At 60.3% G+C, this 6,782-nt stretch carries 7 protein-coding genes; 6 read left to right on the top strand and 1 reads right to left on the bottom strand.

Annotation, left to right across the window (positions count from 1 at the left end; genetic code table 11):
• The 5 genes from HB680_RS29055 to HB680_RS29035 form a co-directional block, all read left to right on the top strand.
• Positions 1–267: hypothetical protein (locus tag HB680_RS29055; protein ID WP_213941753.1), on the top strand; the 267-nt coding region annotated here is incomplete at its 5' end.
• A 12-nt stretch (positions 268–279) separates the two neighbouring features.
• Positions 280–1,275, top strand: coding sequence for a metalloregulator ArsR/SmtB family transcription factor (locus HB680_RS29050; protein ID WP_213941752.1), 996 nt, complete (start codon positions 280–282; stop codon positions 1,273–1,275).
• Between the two features lie 18 nt (positions 1,276–1,293).
• Positions 1,294–2,484, top strand: coding sequence for a methionine adenosyltransferase (metK, locus tag HB680_RS29045; protein ID WP_213941751.1), 1,191 nt, complete (start codon positions 1,294–1,296; stop codon positions 2,482–2,484).
• A gap of 243 nt (positions 2,485–2,727) precedes the next feature.
• On the top strand, positions 2,728–4,401 hold the full coding sequence (gene ligB / locus HB680_RS29040; RefSeq protein WP_213941750.1) for an NAD-dependent DNA ligase LigB: 1,674 nt from the start codon (positions 2,728–2,730) through the stop codon (positions 4,399–4,401).
• 99 nt (positions 4,402–4,500) lie between these two features.
• The gene (locus HB680_RS29035; RefSeq protein WP_213941749.1) at positions 4,501–4,896 is read left to right on the top strand and encodes a DUF1090 domain-containing protein; all 396 of its coding nucleotides are present in this window, start codon (positions 4,501–4,503) and stop codon (positions 4,894–4,896) included.
• A gap of 130 nt (positions 4,897–5,026) precedes the next feature.
• Here the strand turns inward: HB680_RS29035 and HB680_RS29030 are convergent, their stop codons facing one another.
• Complete coding sequence (locus HB680_RS29030; protein ID WP_213941748.1) at positions 5,027–5,476, bottom strand: cytochrome c; 450 nt, start codon at positions 5,474–5,476, stop codon at positions 5,027–5,029.
• A gap of 128 nt (positions 5,477–5,604) precedes the next feature.
• Here HB680_RS29030 and HB680_RS29025 point away from each other — a divergent pair, with 128 nt between their 5' ends.
• Positions 5,605–6,777: an MltA domain-containing protein gene (locus HB680_RS29025; RefSeq protein WP_213941747.1), complete on the top strand. Its 1,173-nt coding sequence runs from the start codon at positions 5,605–5,607 to the stop codon at positions 6,775–6,777.
• Positions 6,778–6,782: the final 5 nt, after the last annotated feature.

Below are 6,782 nucleotides of genomic sequence, written 5' to 3'. Positions count from 1 at the left end.
TGGCATCGCTGTTCTCCTGAGGATTCTGTATCGAGAGTGAATAAAACGAATCGGAAAAAAGGCGAGCATTTTCCCTCACCCACCCGCCTCGGGGCAATGACAGATAATCATCTAGAGGCGTTTTTCCAATGGATAACGACGGTTTCGACTGATGAAACCTTTCTGCTATTCGTTTGTAGAGACAACAGAGCATTGAGAAGTGCCATCTATCGAGCAATATCAAAACTTTTTGATATTGCTCTTGCGAGGTTTTCCGACCATCACTAGACTGCTGGCCTTATGAATTTACGCGCGCCTTCCATTCAACATGACGATTGCGATGAGCTGGCGGCCCTGTGCAAGGCCGGCGGTGATCCTCTGCGACTGAATGTATTGCGCGCACTGACCAACGATTCGTTTGGCGTGCTGGAACTGGCGCAAATCTTCGGCATCGGCCAATCGGGCATGAGTCATCACCTCAAGGTCCTGGCTCAAGCCGACCTGGTGGCGACCCGCCGTGAAGGCAATGCGATTTTCTACCGTCGCGCCCTGCCCCACACCGACCTGCCGGGCGGCAAAATGCACGCGGCCTTGCTCGAAGAAGTGGATAACCTGACCCTGCCGGCGGATGTGCAGTCGCGGATTGGTCAGGTCCATGGGCAACGGGCGGCGGCCAGCCAGGACTTTTTCTCACGGGTGGCGGAGAAGTTTCGCGCCCAGCAAGATTTGATCGCCGGCCTGCCGCAGTACCGCGAAAGCGTGGTGGCTCTGCTCGACAAGCTGAGTTTCAGCGAAGGCGCCACAGCCATTGAAGTCGGCCCCGGCGACGGCGGTTTCCTGCCGGAACTGGCGCGCCGCTTCACCCAGGTCACGGCGCTGGACAACAGCCCGGCGATGCTCGAACTGGCACGCCAGGTCTGCGAACGTGAAAGGCTGGCTAACGTCAGCTTGCAATTGGCCGATGCATTGAATGGTGTGAGCCTTACCGCCGATTGCGTTGTACTGAACATGGTGCTGCACCATTTCGCCGCGCCGGCCGAAGCGCTCAAGCACATGGCCGGCTTGCTGCAACCAGGCGGTAGCCTGCTCGTGACAGAGTTATGTAGCCACAACCAGAGTTGGGCCAGGGAGGCCTGCGGTGATCTCTGGTTGGGGTTTGAACAGGACGATTTGGCCCGTTGGGCCACCGCTGCGGGACTCGTTCCCGGGGAAAGCCTCTATGTAGGCTTACGCAATGGTTTCCAGATCCAGGTCCGCCATTTTCAGCGGCCGACTGGCGACACTCACCATCGGTAAATTCAGGAAAACATCGAGATGAGCGAATACTCCCTCTTCACCTCCGAGTCCGTGTCTGAAGGGCATCCGGACAAAATCGCCGACCAGATTTCCGATGCGGTGCTGGACGCCATCATCGCTGAAGACAAGTTCGCCCGTGTGGCGTGCGAGACTCTGGTCAAAACCGGCGTGGCAATCATCGCGGGTGAAGTCACCACGTCGGCTTGGGTCGACCTGGAAGAGATCGTGCGTAACGTCATTCTGGACATCGGCTACAACAGCTCCGATGTCGGCTTCGACGGCGCCACTTGCGGTGTGATGAACATCATTGGCAAGCAGTCCCCAGACATCAACCAGGGTGTCGACCGCGCCAAGCCTGAAGATCAGGGCGCCGGCGACCAGGGCCTGATGTTCGGCTACGCCAGCAACGAAACCGACGTGCTGATGCCTGCACCGATCACCTTCTCGCACCAGCTTGTGCAACGGCAAGCCGAGGCCCGTAAGTCCGGCCTGCTGCCTTGGCTGCGCCCGGACGCCAAGTCGCAAGTGACTTGCCGTTACGAAGGCGGCAAGGTTGTCGGTATCGACGCCGTTGTTCTGTCGACCCAGCACAACCCTGAAGTGTCGTACAACGACCTGCGCGAAGGCGTGATGGAGCTGATCGTCAAGCACGTGCTGCCTGCCGAACTGCTGACCAAAGATACCCAGTTCCACATCAACCCGACTGGCCAGTTCATCATCGGTGGCCCGGTTGGCGACTGCGGCCTGACCGGTCGCAAGATCATCGTCGACAGCTACGGCGGCATGGCCCGTCACGGCGGCGGCGCGTTCTCCGGTAAAGATCCATCGAAGGTTGACCGTTCGGCGGCCTACGCCGGTCGTTACGTCGCGAAGAACATCGTCGCTGCCGGCCTGGCCGAGCGTTGCGAGATTCAGGTTTCCTACGCGATCGGTGTGGCCCAGCCTACGTCGATCTCGTTGAACACCTTCGGCACCGGCAAAATCAGCGACGATAAAATCGTCAAACTGGTTCGCGAAGTGTTCGACCTGCGTCCATACGCAATCACCACCATGCTTGACCTGCTGCACCCGATGTACCAGGAAACCGCTGCGTACGGCCACTTCGGTCGCACCCCGGAAACCAAGACTGTTGGTGACGATACTTTCACCACCTTCACCTGGGAAAAAACCGACCGCGCCGACTCCCTGCGCGCGGCGGCCGGTCTGTAAGACTTCCCCGGCGGTACCAAAAGCCCCGCACGGTTCGCGCCGTGCGGGGCTTTTTCATGGATGAAGTTTAAAAGATCGCAGCCTTCGGCAGCTCCTACATTGAACCGACGCACACCTGTAGGAGCTGCCGAAGGCTGCGATCTTTTGATCTTTTCACCTCGAAACACCCAGCAAAATAACCAAACACTCAACACCTAAAGACCAACTAGCCTTCAAGCATCTCCCCGAGCAAGGACGCTCTCGATGCTCCCCAACCTGCGCCTGTTTTTCGCCCTCCTACTGACATCGCTGACCGCAAGCGCCACCGATTGCCCCGACTGGCCGCTCACTCGCGCCATGGTCGAGATCAACGCCGCTCAACAACAAATCGACTCGTGGGACGACAGCTACCACCGCAGCGGCCACTCACTGATTGCCGACGAACTCTACGACCAGTCCCGCGCCCGGCTGACACACTGGCGCACCTGCTTCAACCTCGGCGCTTCGGCTGAGCCACTTCGAACAGCGGCCGGCAAGGTGCCCCACCCGATCGCCCACACGGGTCTGGAAAAACTGCACGATCAGCGCGCCGTCGAAAACTGGCTGCGCGACCGTAAGGACGTCTGGATTCAACCCAAGGTCGATGGCGTGGCCGTGTCGCTGATTTACCGCAACGGCCTGCTGCACCAGGCGATCAGTCGCGGTGACGGGTTGAACGGCCAGGACTGGACTGCGTCCGCACGTCAGATCACCGCCATTCCTCAACAACTGACCCAACCGGCGGATTTGCTGGTGCAAGGCGAACTCTATTGGCGCCTGACCGATCACGTACAAGCCAAGGCCGGCAGCCTTAACGCCCGCGCCACCGTGGCGGGATTGATGGCGCGCAAGACGCTAAGTGCAGAGCAGGCAGCCGGAATCGGACTGTTTGTCTGGGACTGGCCGCAAGGTCCGGCAGCCCTGCCTGCCCGGATGACGGCACTGGATAAATTGGGCTTCCCGACCACCGAGCCCTACAGCCAACCGCTCAACACGTTTGCCGATGCAGAACACTGGCGGGATGACTGGTATCGCTCCCCGCTGCCCTTCGCCAGCGACGGCATTGTCCTGCGCCAGGATCAGCGCCCGTCTGCCGAGCGCTGGCAGGCTCGGCCGCCTTACTGGAGCGTCGCCTGGAAATACCCGTTCGCCCAGGCACTGGCCGAGGTGCGCAAGGTCAATTTCAAGATTGGCCGAACCGGGCGGATCACCCCCGTGCTGGAGCTTGTGCCGGTAAAGCTTGATGACCGGCAGATCAAGCGCGTGAGCGTCAGCTCCCTGCAACGCTGGGAGCAACTGGATATTCGCCCCGGCGACCAAGTCGCCATCAGCCTCGCAGGCCTGACCATTCCCCGGCTCGATGAGGTGGTGCTGCGCAGCACCGAACGCCCGGAAGTGAGCGCACCGCTGGCGGCGGACTTTCATTCATTGAGTTGCTGGCAGCCGACAGCGGGGTGCGAAAGCCAGTTTCTCGCACGCCTGACCTGGCTCAGCGGCAAGCAGGGGCTAGCCCTGCCCCACGTCGGCCCTGGCACCTGGCAGAAACTTCTCGAAACAGGCCGCCTCAACAGCCTGCTGGATTGGTTGACCCTCGATGCCCAAGAGCTTGCTAACATTGCCGGCTTCGGCGAGCGCAGCAGCGCTCGTCTTTTAAACAGTTTTGAAAGTGCCCGGCAACGTCCTTTCGCTCGCTGGCTCAAAGCGTTGGGTTTGCCCCCCACGGGCCAGGCGCAGCTCGCCGATTCATGGCAGGCCCTGGCTCAACGCAGCAACGAACAATGGCAGACCGAAGCGGGCATTGGCCCGGGACGCGCAGCGCAATTGAGCGCGTTTTTCCGCGACCCGCAGGTCCTCGCCTTGAGTGAAACATTACGTGCGGCAGGGATTGACGGTTTTTAGCAACCAACAATGCCTGTCAGCCCGGGAACCCAATGGTGGCGCTGCGCTCAAACAGCCCATTGCCACATCGACCCGATTGCCTTTGCGCATGGAGCTTTTATGAAACTTCTTTCACCGCTCGCCCTGCTGGCCCTTTGCGCCGCGATGGCGGCCCCCTTGATGGCCGCCGAAGAAATCCCGGAACTGACCGGCTGCGCCGCCAAGAAGCAGGGCATCGTCAACCAGATCGAGTTGGCCAAGAGCCACGGCAACGCCGAGCAGCAAGCTGGCCTGGAGACCGCCTTGAGCGAAGTCACCGCCCATTGCACCGACGCCTCCTTGAAGAAGGAACGGGAAAACAAGGTGCTCGACGCCAAGCATGAAGTCAGCAAGCGTCAGGCCGATCTCGACAAGGCCATGAGCAAGGGCGATGCCGAGAAGATCAACAAACGCAAAGACAAACTCGCCGAGTCCCGCAAGGAATTGCAGGAAGCGCTGGATGAGTTGGATAAGTAAGAAAAGGCAAAACACGAAGACGTGTGTCGACCTTCAGGCAGCCATCGCGAGCAAGCTCGCTCCCACAGGGAAATGCGGTCAACTGTGGGAGCGAGCTTGCTCGCGATGACGTCAGCCAGGACACCGCAAATCAATGATCCCGAAACTGTTTATGGCACGCACTGCAGGCATCTTCGACTTTCTGCACCGCCGGCCCAAGGTTGCTGGCCTTGTACGGCTGGACCTGGCTGGCAATCACCAATTCACCGGTGGCGCTTTCAAGATTGCGGGCCATTTCCTGAAAGCGTGCCTGCTGCTGCCACACAGTGTCCTTGGCGCTGGTGTGATCCTCTTCGCGCACCTGCGGGAAATGTTTCCATGGCTCGTGGGACAACGAATCAAGCTTGACCGCACCGTCGGCAAATGTCGGCCCGTCGAACGGAATGCGCCCACGCAACATGCCACCCAGGTCTTCGCCGGTCTTGAGCATTTGCTTGAAGATCGCCTTGCGCTGGCCCAGCGGAGAGTTCGGGTCGACACCGCCGCAGGCAGACAAGGTCAGGCAGGCCAGCAATACAACAGAAAGTCTTTTAAGAGTCATGGTGGCTTCAGGTCACGGGGAACGGCGGCCAGTATCCTCGCGTCATCGTTAAAGACCAATAGCCCTATTATCAATAAGGGTTGTTTGAGCGCATGGAGCACTCAGGCAACCGTCAAAGGAATTACTCCATGAACAGCCGTTTCAAGGCATGGCGCCCCCGCCTGACCTGGACCCTTCCGATGGTGGCCGTGCTCGCGGGCTGCACCGGCGGCGAAAACAACACACCGAAAACCCATGCCCTGGCCACTTACACCAGTGCGACCTGGGAAGCGTTGCCGGCCGTGTCCGACAGCGACCTGGTGGCGGGCTTCGGTTCCTGGCGCAGTGCCTGCACCCGACTGAAAGCCGACCCGGTCTGGGGCTCGACCTGCGCAGCGTCTGTCAATGTGCCGCAAACCGCCGGCGAGATTCGTGGTTTCCTCAAACAGAACCTGGACGTCTATGGCCTGCGCGCCGCCAACGACAACCCCAACGGCCTGATCACCGGCTACTACGAACCGGTGTACCCCGGCAGCCTGACCCAGACTGAAGTGGCTAACATTCCGGTGTACGGCGTGCCCGAAGACATGATCATTGTGTCCCTGGACAGCATTTATCCGGAACTCAAGGGCAAGCGTCTGCGCGGTCGACTGGAAGGTCGCGTACTCAAGCCGTATGACGACGCCGCCACCATCGAGAGTAAAGGAGTCAAGGCCCCGGTCGTTGCGTGGCTGACCGACCCGATGAACCTGCAGTTCCTGCAAATCCAGGGCTCCGGGCGCATCCAGCTCGACAGTGGTCGCCAACTGCGTATCGCGTATGCCGACCAGAACGGCCACCCGTATCGTCCCATCGGCCGCTGGCTGGTGGACCAGGGTGAGCTGAAGAAGGAAGACGTGACCATGGGCGCCATCAGCGCTTGGGCCAAGGCGAATCCGTCGCGTATTCCGCAACTGCTTGGCAGCAACCCCAGCTACGTGTTTTTCACCCAAAACCCGGACAGTAACGAAGGGCCTCGCGGCTCGCTGAACGTTCCGCTGACGGCCGGCTACAGCGCGGCGGTGGATCGCAAAGTGATTCCGTTGGGCAGTCTGTTGTGGTTGTCGACCACCAAACCGGACGGCAGCGCACTGGTTCGCCCGGTAGCGGCTCAGGACACGGGCGGCGCGATTGCCGGCGAAGTACGCGCAGACCTGTTCTGGGGCACTGGCGAAGCGGCCGGGCAACTGGCCGGGGATATGAAACAGCAGGGACAGATCTGGATGTTGTGGCCCAAAGGGGCTGAATTGCCGAAAGTGCCGCAAGTCGCGGATAAACCTTAACGTCA

This window comes from Pseudomonas sp. dw_612 (assembly GCF_018449725.1).
GTDB lineage: Bacteria > Pseudomonadota > Gammaproteobacteria > Pseudomonadales > Pseudomonadaceae > Aquipseudomonas.
The sequence above is the reverse complement of the archived record's forward strand: the minus strand, read 5'-3'. Positions and strand labels throughout refer to the sequence as shown.